At 53.7% G+C, this 21,502-nt stretch carries 19 protein-coding genes and 4 tRNA genes; 14 read left to right on the forward strand and 9 right to left on the reverse strand.

Features of this window, described 5'->3' with window-relative positions; all coding sequences use genetic code 11:
• Positions 1 to 143: 143 nt before the first annotated feature.
• The 3 genes from OGY08_RS21030 (at position 144) to hypF (ending at position 4,232) form a co-directional block, all read left to right on the forward strand.
• Positions 144 to 1,157 carry a LacI family DNA-binding transcriptional regulator gene (locus OGY08_RS21030; protein ID WP_125363111.1) on the forward strand — a complete coding sequence of 338 codons (1,014 nt, stop codon included), beginning with the start codon at positions 144 to 146 and terminating at the stop codon, positions 1,155 to 1,157.
• Between the two features lie 145 nt (positions 1,158 to 1,302).
• The gene (gene hydN, locus OGY08_RS21035; RefSeq protein WP_003037366.1) at positions 1,303 to 1,848 is read left to right on the forward strand and encodes an electron transport protein HydN; all 546 of its coding nucleotides are present in this window, start codon (positions 1,303 to 1,305) and stop codon (positions 1,846 to 1,848) included.
• A gap of 143 nt (positions 1,849 to 1,991) precedes the next feature.
• On the forward strand, positions 1,992 to 4,232 hold the full coding sequence (hypF, locus tag OGY08_RS21040) for a carbamoyltransferase HypF (RefSeq protein ID WP_125363110.1): 2,241 nt from the start codon (positions 1,992 to 1,994) through the stop codon (positions 4,230 to 4,232).
• Between the two features lie 161 nt (positions 4,233 to 4,393).
• Here hypF and norW read toward each other — a convergent pair whose 3' ends face one another.
• Positions 4,394 to 5,527, reverse strand: coding sequence for an NADH:flavorubredoxin reductase NorW (gene norW, locus OGY08_RS21045; protein ID WP_048215690.1), 1,134 nt, complete (start codon positions 5,525 to 5,527; stop codon positions 4,394 to 4,396).
• On the reverse strand, positions 5,524 to 6,972 hold the full coding sequence (norV, locus tag OGY08_RS21050) for an anaerobic nitric oxide reductase flavorubredoxin (protein ID WP_008785624.1): 1,449 nt from the start codon (positions 6,970 to 6,972) through the stop codon (positions 5,524 to 5,526). The genes norW and norV overlap by 4 nt, the downstream gene beginning before the upstream one ends.
• A gap of 212 nt (positions 6,973 to 7,184) precedes the next feature.
• Between norV and norR the strand changes: the two genes are divergently transcribed.
• Positions 7,185 to 8,705 (forward strand): nitric oxide reductase transcriptional regulator NorR, encoded by a 1,521-nt coding sequence (gene norR, locus OGY08_RS21055; RefSeq protein ID WP_048215691.1) that lies wholly within the window; start codon positions 7,185 to 7,187, stop codon positions 8,703 to 8,705.
• On the opposite strand, the gene gutQ is transcribed toward norR, so the two are convergent.
• The 7 genes from gutQ to srlA form a co-directional block, all read right to left on the reverse strand.
• Positions 8,702 to 9,667 carry an arabinose-5-phosphate isomerase GutQ gene (gene gutQ, locus OGY08_RS21060; RefSeq protein WP_003825938.1) on the reverse strand — a complete coding sequence of 322 codons (966 nt, stop codon included), beginning with the start codon at positions 9,665 to 9,667 and terminating at the stop codon, positions 8,702 to 8,704. The genes norR and gutQ overlap by 4 nt on opposite strands.
• Positions 9,660 to 10,433: a glucitol operon DNA-binding transcriptional repressor SrlR gene (srlR, locus tag OGY08_RS21065; RefSeq protein ID WP_003037350.1), complete on the reverse strand. Its 774-nt coding sequence runs from the start codon at positions 10,431 to 10,433 to the stop codon at positions 9,660 to 9,662. The genes gutQ and srlR overlap by 8 nt, the downstream gene beginning before the upstream one ends.
• A 70-nt stretch (positions 10,434 to 10,503) precedes the next feature.
• Positions 10,504 to 10,863: a transcriptional regulator GutM gene (gene gutM, locus OGY08_RS21070; RefSeq protein WP_008785622.1), complete on the reverse strand. Its 360-nt coding sequence runs from the start codon at positions 10,861 to 10,863 to the stop codon at positions 10,504 to 10,506.
• Between the two features lie 55 nt (positions 10,864 to 10,918).
• Entirely contained in the window at positions 10,919 to 11,698 is a 780-nt protein-coding gene (srlD, locus tag OGY08_RS21075; RefSeq protein ID WP_003037345.1) for a sorbitol-6-phosphate dehydrogenase, read from the reverse strand.
• A 17-nt stretch (positions 11,699 to 11,715) separates the two neighbouring features.
• A complete protein-coding gene (gene srlB / locus OGY08_RS21080; RefSeq protein WP_008785621.1) occupies positions 11,716 to 12,078 on the reverse strand; it encodes a PTS glucitol/sorbitol transporter subunit IIA in 363 nt (120 codons plus the stop codon).
• A gap of 13 nt (positions 12,079 to 12,091) precedes the next feature.
• Positions 12,092 to 13,063 (reverse strand): PTS glucitol/sorbitol transporter subunit IIB, encoded by a 972-nt coding sequence (srlE, locus tag OGY08_RS21085; RefSeq protein ID WP_125363109.1) that lies wholly within the window; start codon positions 13,061 to 13,063, stop codon positions 12,092 to 12,094.
• Positions 13,060 to 13,623, reverse strand: a complete 564-nt coding sequence (gene srlA / locus OGY08_RS21090) for a PTS glucitol/sorbitol transporter subunit IIC (protein ID WP_125363108.1) — start codon at positions 13,621 to 13,623, stop codon at positions 13,060 to 13,062. Before srlA ends, srlE begins: the two co-directional genes overlap by 4 nt.
• Positions 13,624 to 13,887: 264 nt before the next feature.
• Here srlA and mltB point away from each other — a divergent pair, with 264 nt between their 5' ends.
• From mltB to OGY08_RS21140, 10 genes are all read left to right on the forward strand, one after another.
• The gene (gene mltB, locus OGY08_RS21095; protein WP_286566494.1) at positions 13,888 to 14,967 is read left to right on the forward strand and encodes a lytic murein transglycosylase B; all 1,080 of its coding nucleotides are present in this window, start codon (positions 13,888 to 13,890) and stop codon (positions 14,965 to 14,967) included.
• Positions 14,968 to 15,158: 191 nt separating this feature from the next.
• Positions 15,159 to 15,656: a nicotinamide-nucleotide amidase gene (gene pncC / locus OGY08_RS21100; protein WP_048225249.1), complete on the forward strand. Its 498-nt coding sequence runs from the start codon at positions 15,159 to 15,161 to the stop codon at positions 15,654 to 15,656.
• Between the two features lie 92 nt (positions 15,657 to 15,748).
• Positions 15,749 to 16,813, forward strand: coding sequence for a recombinase RecA (gene recA / locus OGY08_RS21105; RefSeq protein ID WP_003037330.1), 1,065 nt, complete (start codon positions 15,749 to 15,751; stop codon positions 16,811 to 16,813).
• An 86-nt stretch (positions 16,814 to 16,899) separates the two neighbouring features.
• The gene (gene recX / locus OGY08_RS21110; protein ID WP_125363106.1) at positions 16,900 to 17,400 is read left to right on the forward strand and encodes a recombination regulator RecX; all 501 of its coding nucleotides are present in this window, start codon (positions 16,900 to 16,902) and stop codon (positions 17,398 to 17,400) included.
• A gap of 128 nt (positions 17,401 to 17,528) precedes the next feature.
• The gene (gene alaS, locus OGY08_RS21115; protein WP_103285682.1) at positions 17,529 to 20,156 is read left to right on the forward strand and encodes an alanine--tRNA ligase; all 2,628 of its coding nucleotides are present in this window, start codon (positions 17,529 to 17,531) and stop codon (positions 20,154 to 20,156) included.
• Between the two features lie 238 nt (positions 20,157 to 20,394).
• Positions 20,395 to 20,580: a carbon storage regulator CsrA gene (gene csrA, locus OGY08_RS21120; protein ID WP_000906486.1), complete on the forward strand. Its 186-nt coding sequence runs from the start codon at positions 20,395 to 20,397 to the stop codon at positions 20,578 to 20,580.
• A gap of 346 nt (positions 20,581 to 20,926) precedes the next feature.
• Positions 20,927 to 21,019, forward strand: a tRNA-Ser gene (locus OGY08_RS21125).
• Positions 21,020 to 21,022: 3 nt separating this feature from the next.
• A tRNA-Arg gene (locus tag OGY08_RS21130) sits at positions 21,023 to 21,099 on the forward strand.
• 60 nt (positions 21,100 to 21,159) lie between these two features.
• A tRNA-Arg gene (locus OGY08_RS21135) sits at positions 21,160 to 21,236 on the forward strand.
• Between the two features lie 191 nt (positions 21,237 to 21,427).
• Positions 21,428 to 21,501, forward strand: a tRNA-Arg gene (locus OGY08_RS21140).
• Position 21,502 lies beyond the last annotated feature (1 nt).

The following is a 21,502-nucleotide window of genomic DNA, read 5'->3' on the forward strand; positions in this document are numbered from 1 at the left end:
TTAACTGATCAAGATCTAATTTTGATCAATTTTTGTAATTGTGACTCCGATCACCAGATGTCAGCGTCTGCGATTTAGCAGCAAGGACAGCGGCAAAACGGTGCAGTACACTGCGTCACATCGAGATAAAAGGGATGAGTAATATGACCACGATGCTGGAGGTGGCGAAGCGTGCCGGAGTGTCGAAAGCGACGGTTTCCCGGGTGCTTTCCGGAAACGGCTATGTCAGCCAGGAAACCAAAGACCGCGTGTTTCAGGCCATTGAAGAGAGTGGTTACCGCCCAAATTTGCTGGCGCGCAGTCTCGCGGCGAAAACCACGCAGACACTGGGTCTGGTGGTAACAAACACCCTTTATCACGGCGTCTATTTCAGCGAACTGCTGTTTCATACCGCGCGGATGGCGGAAGATAAAGGGCGCCAGCTGTTACTGGCTGACGGTAAGCATAGCGCTGAGGAAGAGCGCCAGGCGATCCAGTACCTGCTCGACCTGCGCTGTGACGCGATTATGATTTATCCGCGTTTTCTCAGCGTGGATGAGATAGATGACATCATCGATGCCCACAGCCAGCCGATTATGGTGCTTAATCGACGCCTGCGGAAAAACAGTAGCCACAGCGTATGGTGCGATCAAAAGCAGACCAGCTTTAACGCCGTTACTCAGCTCATTGCCACCGGGCATAAAGAGATTGGTTTTATTACCGGCTCGATGGATTCGCCAACCGGCGTGGAGCGACTTTCAGGCTATAAAGACGCGCTGGAACATCATGGGATCGCGCTAAATAATGATCTGATTGTTAAAGGGAAATGGACGCCAGCCTGCGGCGCAGCGGGTGTGGATACTTTGCTTTCGCGCAAGGTCAATTTTACCGCATTGGTGGCCAGCAATGACGATATGGCGATCGGCGCGATGAAGCAGTTGCACGAGCATGGTGTGAGCGTTCCCGCACAGGTGTCGGTGATTGGCTTTGATGATATCGCCCTCGCGCCATACACTATTCCGGCGCTTTCCAGCGTTAAAATTCCGGTAACAGAAATGATTCAGGAAACGATTGGGCGTCTGATCTTTATGCTAGGTGACGGGGCGTTTACGCCGTCAAAGACCTTCACCGGTGAACTCATTGCGCGCGACTCAGTTGCGCCGCCCGTTTCGCGCTGACGGCTGTCATTTGTCATCGTCACTAGTGACGATGACACGCCCTTCTTGCGTTTTTCAGAATAAAATTCCTTTAATAACAGTAAATTAAATTTTGGCACGATTTGTGTATGCTTCGGCAGATATTCTGTCATTGCTGGAGAAATTGATGAACCGTTTCATCATTGCAGACGCCAATAAATGCATTGGTTGCCGTACCTGTGAAGTGGCCTGCGTGGTATCCCATCAGGATAACCAGGACTGCGCATCGCTGACCCCTGAAACCTTTTTACCCCGCATTCACGTCATCAAAGGCGTTAATGTCTCCACGGCGACGCTGTGCCGCCAGTGCGAAGACGCGCCGTGCGCTAACGTCTGTCCGAACGGTGCGATCAGCCGTGATAAAGGTTTTGTTCATGTAATGCAGGAACGTTGCATTGGCTGTAAAACCTGCGTTGTGGCTTGTCCTTACGGCGCAATGGAAGTGGTCGTGCGTCCGGTCGTGCGTAACAGCGGCGCAGGTCTGAACGTCCGCGCAGAAAAAGCTGAAGCCAATAAGTGCGACCTGTGCCACCATCGTGAGGCCGGTCCTGCCTGTATGGAAGTGTGCCCGACTCACGCGCTGATATATGTGGATCGCAATAAGCTTGAGCAACTGAGCGCGGAAAAACGTCGTCGCGCCGCGCTGGATTCCACCGCATCTTTGCTGTTCTGATATCTGAAAATCCGCGTAAAATACGGTAGTACTTATGCCGGATGGCGGCTTTGCCTTATCCGGCCTACTGTTCGCATCCACGTAGGCCTGATAAGCGTAGCGCCATCGGGCAAACCGGGATAGATGACTGCGGGAACGACTTAATGACAATAAACAACCACTCCGGCGTACAGCTGCGTATTCGCGGCAAAGTACAGGGCGTCGGATTTCGCCCCTACGTCTGGCAACTGGCGCAGCGCTTACAACTGCATGGCGATGTGTGTAACGACGGTGACGGTGTGGTTGTGCGCTTACAGGAAGAACCGGCGGAATTTATTGCGCAGTTGCATCAACACTGCCCACCGCTGGCGCGCATTGACAGCGTTGAGAGCGAACCATTCGCCTGGACGCAGCAGCCTGCCGATTTCTCGATTCGTCAAAGTGCTGGCGGTACGATGAATACGCAAATCGTTCCGGACGCCGCGACCTGTCCCGAATGCCTTGTTGAAATGAACACCCCCGGCGAACGTCGTTACCGCTACCCCTTTATCAACTGCACCCACTGTGGTCCGCGTTTTACGATTATCCGCGCGATGCCCTACGATCGTCCGTTTACCGTAATGGCGTCATTCCCACTCTGCGCGCAATGTGACAAAGAGTATCGCGATCCGTACGACCGTCGATTCCACGCCCAGCCAGTGGCTTGTCCGGCATGCGGCCCTCATCTGGAGTGGTTCTGTGCGGGTGAGCGAGCGGAGAAAGAAGAGGCGCTGCAGGCGGCGGTATCGCGGCTGAAAGCAGGCGGTATTGTGGCGGTTAAAGGCATTGGTGGGTTTCATCTGGTATGCGATGCGCGAAATGATAACGCCGTAGCGCTACTCAGGCTGCGCAAACACCGTCCGGCGAAACCTCTGGCAGTGATGCTGCCCTCTGATGAAGGATTGCCTGAACCCGCTCGTCGTTTGCTGACTACCCCTGCTGCGCCGATCGTGCTGGTGCAGAAACGCTATGTCGCTGCATTGAGCGAGGGTATTGCGCCAGGGTTAACGGAGGTTGGCGTCATGCTGCCAGCGAATCCGTTACAGCATTTACTCTTACAAGAGATGAATTGTCCGCTGGTGATGACCTCTGGCAACCTCAGCGGCAGGCCTCCGGCCATTACCAACGCCCAGGCGCTGGAAGATTTACACGACATTGCCGACGGTTTCCTGCTGCATAATCGCGAAATTGTGCAGCGGATGGATGACTCTGTGGTGCGTGAAAGTGGGGAAATGCTGCGTCGTTCCCGGGGTTATGTGCCGGATGCGGTCGCACTACCGCCAGGATTTCGCGACGTGCCGCCGATGCTGTGCTTAGGCGCGGATCTGAAAAATACTTTCTGTCTGGTGCGCGGCGAGCAGGCGGTTATCAGCCAGCATTTGGGTGATCTTAGCGATGACGGCATTCAGCAACAGTGGCGTGATGCGCTACGCCTGATCCAGAACATTTATGACTTTACGCCGCAGCGTATCGTGCATGATGCACACCCAGGCTATGTTTCCAGCCAGTGGGCCAGTGAAATGGAGCTGCCAACTGAAACGGTGCTGCATCACCATGCGCATGCCGCTGCGTGTCTTGCGGAGCACGGCTGGCCGCTCAATGGCGGTGATGTGATTGCTCTGACGCTAGACGGTATCGGTATGGGGGAAAACGGCGCGCTGTGGGGTGGAGAGTGTTTGCGGGTTAACTATCGTGAATGTGAACACCTTGGCGGCTTACCGGCGGTAGCGCTGGCGGGCGGCGATCTGGCGGCAAAACAGCCGTGGCGTAATCTGCTCGCGCAGTCCCTGCGTTTTGTTCCTGACTGGCAGCGTTATCCGGAAACATCGGTGCTGCAACATCAAAACTGGAACGTGCTGGCGCGCGCTATTGAACGGGGAATTAACGCTCCGCTGGCGTCATCGTGCGGACGACTGTTTGATGCCGTTGCCGCCGCGTTGCAATGTGCACCGGAATCATTGAGTTATGAAGGTGAAGCTGCCTGTGCGCTTGAGGCGATGGCATCGCAATGTGATGGCGTTGATCACCCAGTCACGGTGCCGCTTGATGACAATCAGCTGGACTTAGCAGTTTTTTGGCAGCAATGGCTGAACTGGCAGGCCAAACCAGCGGAAAGGGCGTGGGCGTTTCACGACGCGCTGGCGCGTGGATTTGCCACTCTGATGCGAATGCAGGCCGAAGCGCGCGGGATTAAGACGTTAGTATTTAGCGGTGGCGTGATGCATAACCGCTTATTGTCGGCCCGTCTGGCGTTTTATCTGCGTGATTTTACCTTACTGTTCCCGCAGCGTTTACCGGCGGGCGACGGCGGGTTGTCATTGGGGCAGGGCGTGATTGCCGCAGCGCGAGCATTGGCGAAAAAATAAAAAAAGCCCCGGGACTGGCGGGGCAAGGAAAACATGTCGGGGCATACCGACAAGTGGCAACGCACATCCATGTGCGTGAGGTTAATAAATCAGTAGCAGCGTTGCCGGGCAAAGTCGCAGGCCGGATAAGACGCGAAGCGGCACCATCCGGCATCCCAGACTTACACAGGCAACGTTTTCAGCAGCGCAAAGGCCTCTTTCATGCGGTCTTCACTGACGACAAACGCACACAGCTGGCCTTCGTCGTTCATCCCTCTGGCAACCATTCCCTGCGCTTCGGCGGCGATGTGCCAGTTTAGATCGCGGCGCTGGGTTTCCCCGGCCAAATGCAGAGGCAGTTCTGGCGTTTTGACTTTTACCAGCATGGCTGGCAGTTTCAATGGCGCATTGCCGCCGAGCAGGTTTTTCGCCAGATACATGGCGCTCAGCTGAATCGGCTGCAGGAACGGGAGCACCTGACCGTTAATCTCCGCACAGTCGCCGAGAGCATAAATGTCCGGGTGGCTGGTTTGCAGGTAGCTATCGACGCAGACGCCACGATTGATGTTCAATCCGGCACGACGCGCCAGTGCGGTCTCCGGGCGTAAGCCGGTGGCGGCGATCACCGCATCGACTTCTACGCTGCGGCTACGATCGAGCGTGGCACGAATACCTGACGCCGTTTTCTCCAGCCCCTGAAGCTGTGATTTCAACAGCAGGTGTACGCCCATATCGGTCAGACGATGCTGTAAGCGACTGCTAACTTCCGGTGGCATCAGCGAAGCCAGAATGCTGGCGGCGTTGTCGATAAGCGTTACCGCTTTACCGGCACGACAGAAATCCATCGCCAGTTCACTGCCAATCAAGCCGCCGCCGACAATCAGCACCCGCTGGGCGTCACGCAGCTGCGTTTCACAAGCGCGATACTCTTGTTGGCTGTTCAACGTGAGCATTAACTCACGTCCGGTAACCGGCGGTACAAAGGCTGACGCGCCCGTCGCCAGCACCAGTTTGTCGTACTGCCACTGCTGATCCTGGCTTTTCACTACGTGGGCATCAGCATCGATGTCGGTTACCCAGGTGTGCGGAAATAGACGCAAGTTAAACTGTTCGGCAAACTCCCCCGCCGACTGGCGGGTGAGGTCGTCTGCACGCTGTGACTGACTGATAACATGGCTGAGATCGGGCTTGTTGTACTCATCCATGCTGTCCGCAGCAATCAGGGTCAGCGGGACATTTGCATCCTGCTTACGGATATTTTTGACTAACTGGCGGGCGGCGAAGCCCGAACCAATAATGACAATTCCGCGGCTCATTTTGCCTCCGTTGCCAGGACGTCGAAGACGTCTTTACCTAATGAACATTCCGGGCACAGGAAGTTGTCAGGCACGTCGCTCCACGGCGTTCCCGGCGCAACATCCTGCAGCGGTTCACCTTTTGCCGGGTCGTAAATCCACTGGCACACGCTGCACTGCATGCTAGGGCCAAGATCGGCGGCAGCCGCAGCGGCGCAAGCGCATTCTTCTTCTTTGGATGCGGCTTTTACGGTTGTTTCCGGCAGTGGAGCAAGCGCCCACTGACGCGCGATTTCACGGCCGTGCTGGCGGCATAGTTCCAGCGCATCCAGGTCCGGACGCCATTTCGCTTTCAGGCTCAGCGACATTTCGAAACCAGCATCCTGCAAACGCGTAGACAAACGGTCTACTGCGCCGCCGCTCCAGCCGTGTGAGCCAAAGGCGCTGGCGCGTTTGTTACGAAAACGCAGGCCGGTCATCTCTTCCACCAAACCGGCGATTTTTGGCATCATCACGTTGTTCATCGTCGAAGTACCGACCAGCACGCCTTTAGAGCGGAAGACGTTAGTCAGAACTTCGTTCTTATCGCTACGGGCGACGTTAAAGATTTTCACCGCCACGTTCGGGTCAACTTCGTTGATGCCCTGGGCTATAGCGTCCGCCATCATGCGGGTGTTGTTGGACATGGTGTCGTAGAAAATGGTGATGCGGTCTTCCTGATAATCCGCCGCCCATTTCAGATACATTTCCACGATTTGCGTCGGGTTGTCGCGCCATACCACGCCGTGGGAAGTAGCAATCATATCGACAGGCAGGTTGAAGCCGAGGATCTCAGTAATTTTCGGTGTAACCAGACGGCTGAACGGCGTCAGAATGTTGGCGTAGTAACGCTGGCACTGTTCGAACAGTTCGGTCTGGTCAACTTCGTCGTTAAACAGACGTTCGTCGCAGTAGTGCTGACCGAAGGCGTCGTTACTGAACAGCACCGCGTCGCCGGTCATGTAGGTCATCATGCTGTCAGGCCAGTGCAGCATTGGCGTTTCAACGAAGATCAGCTGTTTGCCGTTACCAATGTCCAGTGAATCACCGGTTTTCACCACGTTAAAGTTCCACTCCGGGTGATGGTGATGCCCGTTGATGGAGTCAATGGCGTTGGCTGTGCAGTAAATCGGCGTGTCCGGGATGCAGGACATCAGCTCAGTCAGCGCCCCTGCATGGTCTTCTTCCGCGTGGTTAATGATGATGTAGTCGATATCCGCGAGGTCAATTTCACTGCGCAGGTTCTGCACGAATTCACGGCTAAACTTGTGGTCTACTGTATCGATCAGGACATTTTTTTCTTCACGGATGAGATAGCTGTTGTAGCTGCTGCCGCGCAGCGTTTTGTATTCAGTCCCGTGGAAATCACGAACTTCCCAGTCACGTTGGCCAACCCAATGAATGTTATTTTTAACCAGAATAGACATAGCAACCTCAGTAATTAATTCAGCGTTTTTCTAAAAAAGATGTTTTGCTTATTGCAGGTTGCGTGCCAACTTTTTATCTTTTTGATTTTAATGGTTTTATTGTTTCCTGCTTATTAAGTGGTAGTCAAAATGACTATTCATTTTATTGTCAATATGACAATATGAATTGTCAATATGACAATATGAATTGTCAAAATGACAATGAGGTAGTCATGAGCTTTTCCGTAGACGTGCTGGCGGGCATCGCCATTGAATTACAAAGCGGTATTGGACATCAGGACCGTTTTCAACGTCTGATAACCACTTTGCGTCAGGTGCTGGAGTGCGACGCGTCAGCACTGCTGCGCTATGAGTCGCGACAGTTTATTCCGCTGGCGATCGATGGGCTGGCGCAGGATGTTCTCGGCAGACGCTTTACTCTGGAAGGGCATCCGCGTCTGGAGGCGATTGCCCGCGCCGGAGACGTGGTTCGTTTCCCTGCCGACAGCGATTTGCCAGACCCATATGATGGTCTGATTCCGGGGCAGGAGAGTCTGAAGGTGCATGCCTGTATTGGGCTGCCGTTGTTCGCCGGTCAAAATTTGATTGGTGCGTTAACCCTGGATGGCATGGAGCCCGATCAGTTCGATGTTTTCAGCGATGAGGAGCTTAGGCTGATTGCCGCGCTGGCGGCGGGTGCGCTGAGCAATGCGCTGCTGATTGAACAACTGGAAAGCCAGAATATGCTGCCAGGTTCGTCAACCAACTTTGAGCAGGTGACGGAAACCCAGATGATTGGCCTGTCGCCCAATATGATGCAGTTGAAAAAAGAAATTGAGATTGTGGCGGGGTCCGATCTCAACGTGCTGATTAGCGGCGAAACAGGAACCGGGAAGGAGCTGGTGGCTAAAGCTATCCATGAAGGTTCGCCGCGCGCGGTGAATCCACTGGTGTATCTGAACTGCGCGGCGTTGCCGGAAACCGTAGCCGAAAGTGAGCTGTTTGGTCACGTAAAAGGTGCATTTACCGGGGCTATCAGCAATCGTAGCGGTAAGTTTGAAATGGCCGACAATGGGACGCTGTTTCTCGACGAGATAGGCGAACTCTCGCTGGCGCTACAGGCTAAGCTGCTGCGCGTATTGCAGTACGGCGATATTCAGCGCGTGGGTGACGATCGCAGCCTGCGCGTGGATGTGCGGGTGCTGGCGGCGACGAACCGTGATTTACGCGAAGAGGTGCTGGCCGGGAATTTCCGCGCGGATTTGTTCCACCGTCTGAGCGTTTTCCCCCTTTCTGTACCGCCTCTTCGTGAGCGCGGCGAAGATGTGGTGCTGCTGGCCGGCTATTTTTGCGAGCAATGCCGACTACGGCTGGGTCTTTCCCGCGTGGTGCTAAGCCCTGGCGCGCGTAGTCATCTGCTGAATTACGGCTGGCCCGGAAACGTGCGCGAGCTGGAACATGCCATTCACCGGGCGGTTGTTCTGGCCAGGGCTACCAGGGCAGGGGATGAAGTGGTGCTGGAGGCGCAGCATTTTGCCTTGCAGGATGAAGGTCCGGCTCCGCAGGTGGCGGAAGTTGTTGCGGAGATCCCACAACATCACAATCTGCGTGAAGCAACAGAGTCGTTCCAGCGGGAGATGATCCGCCGGGCACTGGCGCAAAATAATCACAGTTGGGCGGCAAGCGCGCGGGCGCTGGAAACAGACGTCGCCAACCTGCACCGGCTGGCGAAACGTCTGGGTCTGAAGGATTAGATAATACCGGCCTGATAGAAATCCTGCAGGTTGATAGCACCGGTGAGTTTACCGTTTTCATCGACCACCGGTGCGGCAGTGATTTTACGCTTCATCAGGATCTCTTTGGCGTCAATCGCGCGGCTCTGCGCCTGTAGCGTAATGCCATTCTGAGTCATAGCTTCGCTAACCTGGGTGGTGAGCGCTCCGCCGCCAACCAGCCAGCGGCGCAGGTCACCGTCGGTAAAGACCCCTTTCACCAGTGACTGGTCGTCGCAGACCGCGACCAGGCCAAGACCCGTACGGCTGAGTTCCAGCATCGCGTCCATAACGCTGGTGGTGAGCTTCACCTGAGGTATGGCATCGTCACGGCGCATCAGATGATGCACTTTATTTAACAGACGAGCGCCCAGCGCACCTGCCGGATGTGAGCGGGCAAAATCTTCTTCGTTAAAGCCGCGCGCCTGCATTACGGCGATCGCCAGCGCGTCGCCCATCATCAACGTATTTACGGTGCTGGACGTCGGTGCCAGGCGCATCGGACAGGCTTCGCGCTCAACGGAAATATCCAGCACGGCTTTGGCGGCCAGACCCAACGGTGAGGTCGGTTTTCCGGTCATTGCCAGCAGTGCGACGGATTTGTCTTCCAGGCGCGGAATGATGAGATCCAGCTCTTTCGCACCGCCGGAGTAGGAGATAAACAGCATGACATCACGGCTTTCGATCATCCCTAAGTCGCCGTGCAGCGCTTCCGCCGGATGCACAAAAAAGGCGGGCGTGCCGGTACTGGCGAGGGTCGCAGCAATTTTTTTGCCAATATGACCTGATTTACCAATACCGGAGACAATGACTTTGCCTTCACAGTGGATAATCGTATTAGCGGCGCGGACAAAATCATCGCCCAGTCGCTCTGGCAGTCGGCTGGCTTCCTGTAGTTCCAGCATTAACGTCTGACGGCCCGCGTTCAGTAGTGCATCACTCATTGGTTTCTCCGGTTATGATCACTTCAATCCCTTTTGCTTCCAGCGCCTGACGAAACGCAGGGTCGATGCCCGCATCGGTAATCAGCTTGTCGACGCTTTCCAGACTGCATACAACATTAGGGCTTTTGCGCCCAAATTTTGACGAGTCAGCCATCAGAATCACTTCGCGAGCGGCATTGCACATCGCTTTACTGACGCTAAACACCTCATTAAAGGTGGTCACGCCGGCATTAAGGTCAATGCCGTCGGTGCCCATGAAGAGTTTATCAAAGCTGAACTGCTCAAAGGCGTTTTCTGCCAGCTGACCGTGAAATGACGCAGATTTTTTGCGAAAGGTCCCGCCGGGCATCAGGATAGTTTGCTCGTTGTCCAGCTCCGAAAGGGCGTTAACAATGTGCAGACTGTTGGTCATGACGGTGATGTTGCTAAAGCGCGTGAGCATCGGCACCATCTGCAGTACGGTGCTACCCGCATCCAGAATAATAGAGTCGCCATCGTGTATAAAACGGACGGCGGCTTCGGCAATCTGCTCTTTTTTATGCGTATTGATTAGCGTTTTGTGATCGATTGGCGGGTCGGATTCGTCTTTATTTAATACCACACCGCCATAGGTACGAATGACGGTTCCGGCATTTTCCAGAATGACCAGGTCTTTGCGAATGGTCGTGCCGGTCGTGTCAAAGTAGTGGGCCAGTTCTTCAACCGAGCATTTGCCCTGCTTTTGCAGATGCTCCAGTATGGCAGCCTGACGCTGACGAGGTTTCATAGGCGTGATTACCCTGACTTAATAAGTTGCAAAATGATAATTTCGCAAGCTATTAGCATTCACAACGAAATTACCCATGTTTCAGTTTAAGCGCCAATGATAGTGCATTCTGTGATAACGGATCATGGGGAAAGATCACATCAGGCTGTAAATCATCAAGATGTTTGCCCATTATCGTGGCAATTTTGCCTGGTCGGGCGAATACCGTAAGACCTTTCATAAATAACGTGTCCGTCACCCGTTGCTGCTCATCCAGCGCGATGGCTACCACCACGCGCGGTTTAAAACGCCCACCGGAGCGACCAACACCAACCCGACCTTGCTGGCAGAGTTGATCAAACGCCCGGTTAAAGCGGGATATTTGCCAGCCACCAAGCGCCAGTTGCAGGCACCAGGCGATAGCGGCGACGGTAATCAGTGCGGAAACCATTATGTACTCCTTTGATTTTGCCGGATAAGCGCAGCCGCCATCCGGCAATTCAACATTAAAACATCACCTGACCGCCGGTCACGTTGATGGACTGCCCGGTGCAGTAAGAGGCTTTTGGACTGGCGTAAAACAGCAGCATGTTCAGTACGTCCTGATAATCGCAGCCGCGTTTAAGCGGAACCTTATCAATGTAGTACTGCTCCACCTCATCTGGCTTAAGGCCCAGCTTGGTCGCATATTGCGGTAATAACGACTGAAACATTGGTGATTTCAGCAGGTTGCCGAGCATCAGCGAATGTACGGTGATCCCATACTCCGCCAGATCCAGCGCCAGCGACTGGGTTAAGCCCACGCCGCCAAATTTTGCCGCGCTGTAGCCTGAATTGTGTTTGCTGCCCACTTTCCCTGATTTTGAGTTGATCTGGATAATGCGTCCCTGCACGCCATCGCGGATCATCAGGCGTGAAAATTCACGAGCACAGAGGAAGTAGCCGACCAGATTGACCTGCAGCGAGCGGTCGAAATCCCCAAGCTGAAAGTCGCTGATAAACGCGGCTTTAGCGATACCCGCGCTGTAAACCAGCAGATCGACACGACCGAATATTTCATCCACTCCGCGCGACAGCGCCAGCACGCTCTGTTCGCTGGTGGCATCTGCGCCAAAACCGTACGCGGTACCTTCGCCAAACTCGGCGTTAATTTCTTGCGCGACGTTGGCAGCTTTATCGCTTTGAATATCCACCACCGCGACGCGGTATCCTTCTGTCGCAAGCCCACGGCAAAGGAATGCCCCCAGGGTCTGGCCTCCACCAATGACAACGGCAACCTGATTCATTTTTATCTCCTTCAATCTTAAGCAACAAACTTCAAAATACAGCCCGGGGTGATACCGTCCGGGACGGGGCCCGCAACGTGTACAGTGCCGGGGAATTCCGCTTCGCTCTGCCCGTCAAAGCGCAGGGTGATATGCCCGAGTTCACGTAAGTTTTGTTCCGCCACGCTGCCAACGGCGGTGACCGGGTAGTGGTGCTGGCCCAGTTCAAACTGGATCCCTGCTTGTAAAGAGCCGTTCAGGTCCCCGTGGCAATGGATGAAACAAAACTCTTCGATATCCGCTGGCGCGCCTTCACGAAAGGTAATCAGCATCTGGTCGCACAGTGCATCCGGGGCGCTCTGGCCGATACGGGTGATGGTGGTTTGATAAATTACGGTCATTTTTGAGTGCCCCTTATTGGTAAATAAAGCCAGAAACAAACCAGGCGATGAGAACGGTAGGCGCGCCGGTCAGAAAACGGCTCACCAGTACGGATGGCACGCCGACGCGGACAGTGTCCTGACGTGCTTCGGCCAGCGACAATCCGACCGGAATAAAGTCACATGCAGCCTGGGCGTTAATGGCGAACAGGGCAGGTAGCGCCAGATGCGGAGGAATGTTCCCCAGACCAATCTGTACACCGATCAGCACGCCGATAACCTGGGCGATAACCGCACCGGGGCCGAGGAAAGGCGACAGCAGCGGGAAAGAGCAGATCAGCGCCAGAGTAACCAGTCCCAACGGATGGCTGGCCAGCGGCGCGAGTCCATGGGCAATCCAGTCTCCCAGACCCGAAGCCATAATGATGCCGATCAGTGCCGAGACGAACGCCATAAATGGCAGAATAGTTTTCAGGACGGTATCGATGGTGTCACGTCCGGACTGGAACAGAACCGCAACGGCTGAACCCATGCCCATTCCCACTTTTGCCAACAGGCCGTCGCTTTGTTCGGTAATCTTTTTACTGGTGTCGTAATCGCGACCGATAGTGCTGCTTGCAGGTTGCGGCGCAGCGGATACCTCGCCGACTATCGTGATGTTTTCTTCTTTCACGCCAGAGACATAGATATCTTCGACAATGTACTGAGCCAGCGGGCCGGATTTACCCGTAGCGTGAATATTCACCGTCGGTATACGGCGTTTGGGATAGATACCACAGCGCAGCGTGCCGCCGCAGTCGATGATCGCCACACCAATTTCGTTCTCCGGCGGCTCGCCTTCTTTGAAGCCATCAACTGCCTGCCAACCGGTCAGGCTTGCTATCCTGTCGACTATTGCGGGGCGAGTTCCGGCGGTGATATAGACAATTTTCTTGCCCGGTACGGCATCCAGTTCAAGGGGGCCACCCCAGCCACCGGTGCCTTTTTCAATACGAATACGTGTCATGATGTTGCTCCCGCCAGATGCACCTTCTGCTCAAGTTGAATGCCCATTTTTTTCTCGAAGATAGTGGTGGTGAAATCGGTCACCCAGCCGCGGAAGAAGTTAGTCACCAAACCGACCAGCAGGTAGCTCACCGCCAGTGGGCCAAGCGGAAGCCCCTGCGTGGTCAGGCCGCTGGCGATCCCCAGATAGACAAACAGTTCGCCGGGGTTGATGTGCGGGAATAAGCCGTTCATTGAATGGCAACTGTAAGAGGCGGCGGCGTAGTAGCTGGGCTTGTATTTTTCTGGCATAAAGCGACCCAGACTCAGCGTCATCGGGTTACAAAATACAAATGTGCCGATGCACGGCAGTAGCAAATAGCGGGACAGTGGATTTCCGGCGCAGCGCTGAGCAAAACGTTCAATACGTTGCTGGCCGATAAAGTTAATCAGCGCATTCATGATGACCAGCAGGCTAATCAGCAGGGGAAGAATACCGGTCACCATACCGGTAAACACTTCTCCGCCTTTCTGGAACAGCCCGATAAACCACTCAGCACCGAGTGTGATGGTGTCGATCATTATTCTCTCCTGTAGGGATTTTAGTTATCTTGCCAAACGGTGGCTAATTTTAATCAGATCGAAAGATATAAAAGTGTTATTTTGATCTCAAAATGAAAGATAAATATTTTAATTTGAAAGTTATTGCGTGAAAGCTCGCAAATGTGAAGGTCAGAGATGAAAGGGGATGTAAATTCTGTGAAGGAGAGCGACTACCGCTTCCTTGTATGCCGGAGGATGCTTTACCATACTTCTCCCAGGCTGAATTTGTTTAATGGATGTCTCATGTTCAAGCGTCGTTATGTAGCGTTACTCCCCCTTTTCGTACTGCTCGCTGCCTGTAGCAGCAAACCTAAACCTTCAGAGACTCAAACGACTACGGGTGCGCCATCCGGCGGCTTCCTGTTTGAGCCACAGCACAACGTCATGCAAACGGGCGGTGATTTTGCCAATAATCCGAACGCGCAGCAGTTCATCGAAAAAATGGTGAACAAGCACGGCTTTGACCGCCAGCAGCTGCAGGAGATCTTGTCGCAGGCCAAGCGTCTGGACTCGGTATTGCGTTTGATGGACCGCCAGGCACCGACGACTCAACCGCCAGCCGGTCCTAACGGCGCATGGCTGCGCTACCGCAAACAGTTCATCACGCCTGACAACGTGCAAAATGGTGTGACCTTCTGGAATCAATATGAAGATGCGTTGAACCGTGCGTGGCAGGTCTATGGTGTTCCGCCGGAAATTATCGTTGGCATTATCGGCGTTGAAACGCGTTGGGGCCGCGTGATGGGTAAAACGCGGATTCTGGATGCTCTGGCGACGCTGTCGTTTAACTATCCTCGTCGTGCGGAATACTTCTCTGGTGAACTGGAAACCTTCCTGCTGATGGCGCGAGATGAAAGCGACGATCCGCTCGATTTGAAAGGTTCTTTCGCCGGCGCGATGGGCTACGGCCAGTTTATGCCGTCTTCCTATAAGCAATATGCCGTTGATTTTAATGGTGATGGCCACATTAACCTGTGGGATCCGGTTGATGCCATTGGTAGCGTGGCGAATTACTTCAAGGGCCACGGCTGGGTGAAAGGCGATACGGTCGCGGTGCCGGCAAATGGTCAGGCACCTGGGCTGGCGAACGGCTTTAAAACCCAGTACAGCATTTCTCAGCTTGCTGCGGCGGGTCTGACGCCACAGCAGTCGTTGGGTAATCATCAGCAGGCCAGCCTGCTGCGCCTGGATATTGGTACCGGCTATCAATACTGGTATGGGCTGCCGAACTTCTACACCATCACCCGCTACAACCACAGTACCCACTACGCGATGGCCGTGTGGCAGTTGGGTCAGGCGGTCGCGCTGGCGCGCGTGCAGTAATCGCTCCACCGGCCTACAGGAAGAAATCTCTTGTAGGCCGGATAAGATGCCCTGACATTGTCATCCGGCAGGTCTTATTAATGCAACGGAGCAATTTTTGGAATCCCCCTCGTAAAACGTTCTCTCCATCCCCACATCGGTTATGAAAGTGCTATCTTGTCCGGCATATTTTTTAACTGACAGAGGCTGAAATGACCGACAGTGAACTGATGCAGTTAAGTGAGCAGGTTGGCCTGGCGCTGAAAGCGCGTGGGGCGACCGTTACGACGGCGGAGTCCTGCACCGGCGGCTGGGTGGCCAAAGCGATTACGGATATTGCCGGAAGCTCCGCCTGGTTTGAACGCGGGTTTGTGACCTACAGCAACGAAGCCAAAGCACAGATGATAGGCGTGCGCGAAGAGACGCTGGCCCAGCATGGGGCGGTGAGCGAGCCTGTAGTGGTGGAGATGGCGATTGGCGCGCTAAAAGCTGCCCGCGCGCATTTCGCGGTCTCGATCAGCGGTATTGCCGGGCCGGATGGCGGCAGTGAAGAAAAGCCCGTGGGTACCGTATGGTTCGCCTTTGCCAGCGCGAGCGGCGAGGGGATTACGCGTCGGGAATGCTTCAGCGGCGATCGCGACGCGGTACGTCGACAGGCGACCGTCTACGCGTTACAAACCCTGTGGCAACAATTTCTACAAAATACTTGATACTGTATGAGCATACAGTATAATTGCCTCAACAGAACATTATCTATCACGTTTCGCGGTTTAACCCGAAAGCGGCATGACAGGAGTAATTAATGGCTATCGACGAAAACAAACAGAAAGCGTTGGCTGCAGCGCTGGGTCAGATCGAAAAGCAATTCGGTAAAGGCTCCATCATGCGCCTGGGTGAAGACCGCTCCATGGATGTGGAAACTATCTCCACCGGTTCGCTTTCTCTGGATATCGCATTGGGCGCGGGCGGTTTGCCAATGGGCCGTATCGTCGAAATCTACGGGCCTGAATCCTCCGGTAAAACAACGCTGACCCTGCAGGTTATTGCCGCTGCACAGCGTGAAGGTAAAACCTGTGCATTTATCGATGCGGAACACGCGCTGGATCCGGTCTATGCACGTAAGCTTGGCGTTGATATCGACAACCTGCTGTGTTCTCAGCCGGATACCGGTGAACAAGCGCTGGAAATCTGTGATGCGCTGGCGCGCTCCGGTGCGGTTGACGTTATCGTTGTCGACTCCGTTGCCGCATTGACGCCGAAGGCAGAAATCGAAGGCGAGATTGGCGACTCTCACATGGGCCTTGCGGCGCGTATGATGAGCCAGGCGATGCGTAAGCTGGCCGGTAACCTGAAGCAGTCCAACACGCTGCTGATTTTCATCAACCAGATCCGTATGAAGATTGGCGTTATGTTTGGTAACCCGGAAACCACCACCGGTGGTAACGCCCTGAAATTCTATGCGTCTGTTCGTCTGGATATCCGTCGTATTGGCGCGGTGAAAGAAGGCGACAATGTGGTCGGCAGCGAAACCCGCGTTAAGGTTGTGAAAAACAAAATTGCAGCGCCGTTCAAACAGGCTGAATTCCAGATCCTTTACGGTGAAGGCATCAACTTCTACGGCGAACTGGTTGACCTGGGCGTGAAAGAGAAGCTGATTGAAAAAGCCGGTGCATGGTACAGCTACAACGGTGAGAAAATCGGTCAGGGTAAGGCGAATGCGACCAACTGGCTGAAAGAAAACCCGGCAACTGCGAAAGAAATTGAGAAGAAATTACGTGAGTTACTGCTCAATAACCAGGATTCAACGCCTGATTTCTCCGTTGATGACAGCGGCGAAGACGTAAAAGAAACGAACGAAGATTTCTGATAATCTGTTTTGAATCGCATGTTGTGAATCACATATAGTAAAGGGCTGCATATCATGCAGCCCTTTTTCATTTCTGAAGGCTTACTATGACAGAAGCAACTTCCCGCCGTTCCGCTTATTCCCGACTGCTTGACCGCGCCGTACGCATTCTGGCGATGCGCGACCACAGCGAGCAGGAACTGCGGCGCAAGCTGGTCGCTCCGGTGATGGGGAAAAATGGACCAGAAGAAATTGATGCCACGCCGGAGGATTACGACAAGGTCATCGCCTGGTGTATTGAAAGTCGTTATCTGGATGATGATCGTTTCGTGCAGCAGTTTATCGCCAGCCGTAGCCGCAAAGGTTATGGACCAGCCCGAGTGCGCCAGGAATTAAACCAAAAAGGGATCGCACGTGAAGCTATCGAGCGGGCCATGCGTGAGTGCGAAATTGACTGGGCAGTGCTTGCACGCGAGCAGGCCATTCGGAAGTACGGTGAACCTTTACCTGTCGATTTTTCAGATAAAGTAAAGGTCCAGCGTTTTTTGCTCTATCGCGGCTATCTGATGGAAGATATTCAGGCAATATGGCGAAATTTTGACGATTGACCGCATACGGGATTTTACTTCCCAGTAAAGAAAACTTATCTTATTCCCACTTTTCGATTGCCAGAGGCGCAGTTTGCGTGCCGATGCTGGTAATGACATTTCGTTAGCTTGATTTCTTCAGGATAATTATGAGCAAGAGCACCGCTGAGATCCGTCAGGCGTTTCTCGATTTTTTCCATAGTAAAGGACACCAGGTAGTTGCCAGCAGCTCCCTGGTACCGAACAATGACCCTACTTTGTTGTTTACCAACGCCGGGATGAACCAGTTCAAGGATGTTTTCCTTGGCCTCGACAAGCGTAATTATTCCCGCGCAACCACCTCGCAGCGTTGTGTACGTGCGGGCGGTAAGCACAATGACCTGGAAAACGTCGGTTACACTGCACGTCACCACACTTTCTTCGAAATGCTGGGCAACTTCAGCTTCGGCGATTACTTCAAACACGACGCTATTCAATATGCATGGGAACTGCTGACCGGTGAAAACTGGTTTGCCCTGCCAAAAGAGCGTCTGTGGGTAACCGTCTATGAAACTGACGATGAAGCCTATGAAATCTGGGAAAAAGAAGTCGGTATTCCGCGCGAACGTATCATCCGTATCGGTGATAACAAAGGTGCGGCTTATGCTTCAGACAACTTCTGGCAGATGGGTGATACCGGTCCTTGCGGTCCATGTACCGAAATTTTCTACGACCACGGCGACCATATCTGGGGTGGACCTCCGGGAAGCGCAGAAGAAGATGGGGATCGCTACATTGAGATCTGGAACATCGTCTTCATGCAGTTCAACCGTCAGGCTGACGGCACCATGGAACCGCTGCCGAAACCGTCCGTGGATACCGGTATGGGTCTGGAGCGTATTGCGGCCGTGCTGCAACACGTTAACTCCAACTATGAAATCGACCTGTTCCGCTCATTGATCGAATCCGTGGCGAAAGTCACTGGCGCAACCGATCTGAGCAACAAGTCTCTGCGCGTTATCGCCGACCATATCCGTTCCTGTGCATTCCTGATTGCCGATGGCGTTGTGCCGTCGAATGAAAACCGTGGCTATGTGCTGCGCCGTATCATTCGTCGCGCGGTACGTCATGGCAACATGCTGGGCGCGAAGGATACCTTCTTCTACAAGCTGGTTGGTCCGTTGGTGGACGTCATGGGCTCTGCAGGTGAAGAACTGAAGCGTCAGCAGGCTATGGTTGAACAGGTTCTGAAAACCGAAGAAGAGCAGTTTGCGCGTACTCTGGAGCGTGGTCTGGCGCTGCTGGACGAAGAACTGGCAAAACTGTCTGGCGATACGCTGGATGGCGAAACCGCATTCCGTCTGTATGACACCTACGGTTTCCCGGTTGACCTGACGGCAGACGTTTGCCGCGAGCGTAACATTAAGGTTGATGAAGCGGGCTTTGAAGCTGCAATGGAAGAACAGCGCCGTCGTGCGCGTGAAGCCAGCGGCTTCGGCGCAGACTACAATGCGATGATTCGCGTTGATGGCGCCTCTGAATTTAAAGGCTACGAGCACCTGGAACTGAACGGCAAAGTGACCGCGCTGTTTGTTGATGGTAAAGCGGTAGACGCAATTAACGCAGGTCAGGATGCCGTTGTCGTACTGGATCAGACGCCGTTCTATGCGGAATCTGGTGGTCAGGTTGGCGACAAGGGTGAACTGAAAGGCGCAGGCTTCGCGTTTGCCGTTAGCGACACGCAGAAATATGGCCAGGCCATTGGTCACATTGGCAAGCTGTCTGCGGGTTCTCTGAAAATTGGTGATGCGGTACAGGCTGATGTGGATGAAGCCCGTCGTGCGCGTATTCGTTTGAACCACTCCGCAACGCACCTGATGCACGCAGCGCTGCGCCAGGTTCTGGGCACACATGTGGCACAGAAAGGTTCGTTGGTTAACGATAAACTGCTGCGCTTCGACTTCTCTCATACCGAAGCAATGAAGCCTGCTGAAATCCGTGCCGTTGAAGATCTGGTGAACGCGCAAATCCGTCGCAACTTGCCGATTGAAACGAACATCATGGATCTCGAAGCGGCAAAAGCCAAAGGTGCAATGGCACTGTTTGGCGAGAAATATGACGACCATGTGCGCGTTCTGAGCATGGGTGATTTCTCTACCGAGTTGTGTGGCGGTACTCACGCCAGCCGTACGGGTGATATCGGTCTGTTCCGCATTGTGTCCGAGTCAGGTACTGCGGCAGGCGTTCGTCGTATTGAAGCCGTAACCGGTGAAGGTGCTATCCAAACCGTGCATGCTGAGAGCGATCGCTTAAGCGATGTTGCGCAGCTGCTGAAAGGCGATAGCCAGAATATCGGTGACAAAGTTCGTTCCGTGCTGGAGCGTACACGTCAACTGGAAAAAGAATTGCAGCAATTGAAGGAACAGGCTGCGGCGCAGGAGAGTGCAAATCTTTCCAGCAAAGCGGTTGATATCAACGGCGTGAAGCTGCTGGTCAGCGAACTCGCGGACGTTGAGCCGAAAATGTTGCGTACCATGGTTGATGATCTGAAAAATCAACTGGGGTCTACCGTTATCGTTCTGGCAACGGTAGTGGAAGGTAAGGTTTCTCTGATTGCGGGTGTGTCTAAGGACGTGACAGATCGCGTGAAAGCAGGGGAACTGGTTGGAATGGTCGCTCAGCAGGTCGGCGGTAAGGGTGGCGGTCGTCCGGACATGGCGCAAGCCGGTGGTACGGATGCAGCGGCTCTGCCTGCAGCGTTAGCCAGTGTGAAAGGCTGGGTCAGCGCAAAACTGTAATAATTATAAGCGTAAGTCGACGCTGCGGACTTCAATCCGTAGCGTTTGAATCAACGCTATCGACAACGATAAAGTCAGGTTGAAGTTGTGTATATCGGCTAAACTTAGGTTTAACAGAATGTGATGCCGTGACTGCTTACACTTAGGTGTTTGTCATCGCTTACTTTTTGGCGTTATATGATGGATAATGCCGGGATACAGAGAGACCCGACTCTTTTAATCTTTCAAGGAGCAAAGAATGCTGATTCTGACTCGTCGAGTTGGTGAGACCCTCATGATAGGCGATGAGGTCACCGTGACAGTTTTAGGGGTGAAGGGCAACCAGGTGCGCATTGGCGTAAACGCCCCGAAAGAAGTTTCTGTCCATCGTGAAGAGATCTACCAGCGTATCCAGGCTGAAAAATCCCAGCAGTCCAGTTACTAAGGTTTTCGCGTCTCACCTTTCTGGTGAGGCGCAACCTGATTGAGTTACTCTTTTTCTTCTCTTTTCTTCTCTTTTCTTCTTCGTCTTCCCCATTTTTTCGATTCCACTGCGCGTAATGCCTTTTCCTGCGAAGTTTCCGTTTGTTCACTCCTTCAGGAAATTGCCAATTTATCTGTTGATAAAACACTCTTTTTGCCGTTTTTGCAGACTAATTGCGCGTGAAATGTGCAAACGATAAAAGCTCTGGAAAAATTGTTTGACTTATAAGTCCCAGAAAGTAATATGTGCGCCACGCAGCGACGATGAGCAGAAACAAGTTCTTCGAAGCACTCGCAAGAGGCGTGTTGGTGAGGTGGCCGAGAGGCTGAAGGCGCTCCCCTGCTAAGGGAGTATGCGGTCAAAAGCTGCATCCGGGGTTCGAATCCCCGCCTCACCGCCATTTGCATCCGTAGCTCAGCTGGATAGAGTACTCGGCTACGAACCGAGCGGTCGGAGGTTCGAATCCTCCCGGATGCACCATATTACTTGATAGCGCTTTAGCAGCGACATCAAATCTGCAGTAAAGTAAGTTTCCCTGATGCATCCGTAGCTCAGCTGGATAGAGTACTCGGCTACGAACCGAGCGGTCGGAGGTTCGAATCCTCCCGGATGCACCATCTTCTCCGAGGCAACAGCAAACTGTTGTTTCATGGTCTGCGAGATAATCGCGAGCACCAGGGAGGATAACGTTGCTTTAGTAACGGCCCGCAGGGCGAGGCGCAGCCGAGTAATCCTCCCGGATGCACCATCTCTTACTTGATATCGCTTATCACGATATCAATATCGGCAGTAAAGCAAGTTTTCCGATGCATCCGTAGCTCAGCTGGATAGAGTACTCGGCTACGAACCGAGCGGTCGGAGGTTCGAATCCTCCCGGATGCAC

The organism is Citrobacter sp. Cpo069 (genome assembly GCF_030332785.1).
GTDB lineage: Bacteria > Pseudomonadota > Gammaproteobacteria > Enterobacterales > Enterobacteriaceae > Citrobacter > Citrobacter portucalensis.